Origin of the sequence: Sphingorhabdus sp. (assembly GCF_040079335.1) — a bacterium.
Classification (GTDB): Bacteria; Pseudomonadota; Alphaproteobacteria; order Sphingomonadales; family Sphingomonadaceae; genus Sphingorhabdus_B.
In genome coordinates, this window is record NZ_JBEBKL010000129.1 from 1 (window position 1) to 1,812 (window position 1,812).

Genomic DNA, 1,812 nt, shown 5'->3' on the forward strand with positions numbered 1-1,812 from the left:
TCTGGTCGGGATGGGGGTGCTGCCGCTGCAATTCGTCGATGGACAGACGCGCGCGAGCCTCGGCCTGACCGGCGACGACGCCTTCACCATCCGCGATGTCGCATCGCTCCAGCCGCGCCAGGACGTAACGGTCGCGGTGACCCGCGCCGACGGCTCGACCTTCACCTTCGAAACGCTGTGCCGCATCGACACCGCGAACGAGGTTGAGTATTTCATGAACGGCGGCATCTTGCACTATGTGCTGCGGAAATTGGCGGCGTAGGACCGCATTTATGACTGATTCGGCTATCGACAGGGGAAAGGAGCGGCTTGACCGACTCAAGCGTTGGGATAACCTGCTGCAATTCGCGAGGCGCTACAGTTCCCCAAGGTGGGTATTCAGGGGCCATTTGCTGCAATGGTCATTGCAGCCATCAGTAGGCCGCCCCAAGACATATAGTGCTGCTCGTGAGCTTCAGCTGTTCAATGAGTTCAAGCGTTTGGGTGCGCCTCTCGTCGATCGCGCTCAAATGCCTTCTGACTGGGACTGGTTGTTCCTTGCACAGCATCATGGGCTTCCAACGCGGCTCTTGGATTGGACAACCAACCCGCTCGTTGCGATCTACTTTGCATGTCAACCATCGCCAAGAGGCAGGCGGGACGGGGAACTGATTGCAGTTGAGATCGGTAGTGTCGGCTTAATTTCGGAGACTGACCTGAAGGTGGGGCCGTTCGGAATCAACAGAACCAAATTTGTCTTTCCTACAGTTGTCGCGCCGCGTATTGCCTCTCAGAGGGGACTCTTCAGTGTGCATGCCGAACCAGCAAAGCGTTGGCGACTCCGGGAAAAGACCTTCAGAATGAAGATATTGGCAAGTGACAAGGTTGAATTTTTGGAGCAGCTCTTCAATCTCGGGGTCGATGCTGCTATGCTGATGAGCGATCTTGATGGCATATCGCAAAGCTTAAGATGGAGCTATTCGACTGGAAAGCCTATCATATGAATCTACATATTCCTCCACCTTTTCAAGCCAAAGGCACACCTGAATGGACGGCAGAATTACCTGATCGCCTTGAAGCTGCATTCGACAGCTATGATTTTGAAAACAGCGAAGCCTATAGAGATATTAGGAGTTTGGCTCAAGTTGTTGATACAGATGGATTTTCTCTCGATTTCGAATCAACCGTGATAGAGGGAAAGGATTGGATAACGCCCGGCACTGCCTTCGTGGTACTTCACTATGATGTGGGCTCGGATGATCCAGTAGAGCTTGTCGATTCATTTCCGATAACAATCAAATTTAGTATCGAAGGCCAAAACATTAAAGTTGTCGATGCAGAAGCAGATGTCTCGTCTTTCTATGAATGACACGTTCGGCATCGGCACCAAATGGGACGCCGCCGAGCATCTCGACAGCGAAGAGGCGATTGCCGCCTTTCTTGCCGAGGTCATGGAAATTGGCGACCAGAAGTTTATCGTTCGCGCACTGAACACGGTAGCCCGGGCGCGGGAGATGACGCAAATCGCTAAGGATGCGGGCATCGCCAGGCAGGCGCTGTACAAATCGCTGAGCGATGACGGCAATCCGACCATCTCGACTTTGCTTGGCGTCATGAAATCGCTCGGCCCCAAGATCAGCGTCAATCCCGCATGACCCACATCCTCATCGAAACCATCGGCTGGATCGGTGCTGGGCTGATCCTTGGCAGCTATATCCTGTTATCGCTGGGGCGGCTCGATGGCCGCTCGCGCGCCTATCAATGGATGAACGTGATCGGCGCGGCGGGGTTCATCGCCAATTCGGGCTATAATGGCGCGATCCCCTCTGCCGC

General features: G+C 54.2%; 5 protein-coding genes. All 5 read left to right on the forward strand.

Going from position 1 to position 1,812, the window contains the following annotated elements; genetic code table 11:
* Nucleotides 1–262, forward strand: a 262-nt coding sequence (locus ABL922_RS14765) for a hypothetical protein (protein ID WP_349024966.1), incomplete at its 5' end; no start/stop codon positions are given.
* A 10-nt stretch (nt 263–272) separates the two neighbouring features.
* On the forward strand, nt 273–983 hold the full coding sequence (locus ABL922_RS14770; protein ID WP_349024967.1) for an FRG domain-containing protein: 711 nt from the start codon (nt 273–275) through the stop codon (nt 981–983).
* Nucleotides 950–1,348 carry a hypothetical protein gene (locus ABL922_RS14775; protein ID WP_349024968.1) on the forward strand — a complete coding sequence of 133 codons (399 nt, stop codon included), beginning with the start codon at nt 950–952 and terminating at the stop codon, nt 1,346–1,348. Before ABL922_RS14770 ends, ABL922_RS14775 begins: the two co-directional genes overlap by 34 nt.
* On the forward strand, nt 1,341–1,634 hold the full coding sequence (locus ABL922_RS14780; RefSeq protein WP_349024969.1) for an addiction module antidote protein: 294 nt from the start codon (nt 1,341–1,343) through the stop codon (nt 1,632–1,634). Before ABL922_RS14775 ends, ABL922_RS14780 begins: the two co-directional genes overlap by 8 nt.
* The coding region (locus tag ABL922_RS14785; RefSeq protein ID WP_349024970.1) for a hypothetical protein at nt 1,631–1,812 on the forward strand (182 nt) is incomplete at its 3' end. The genes ABL922_RS14780 and ABL922_RS14785, both read left to right, overlap by 4 nt.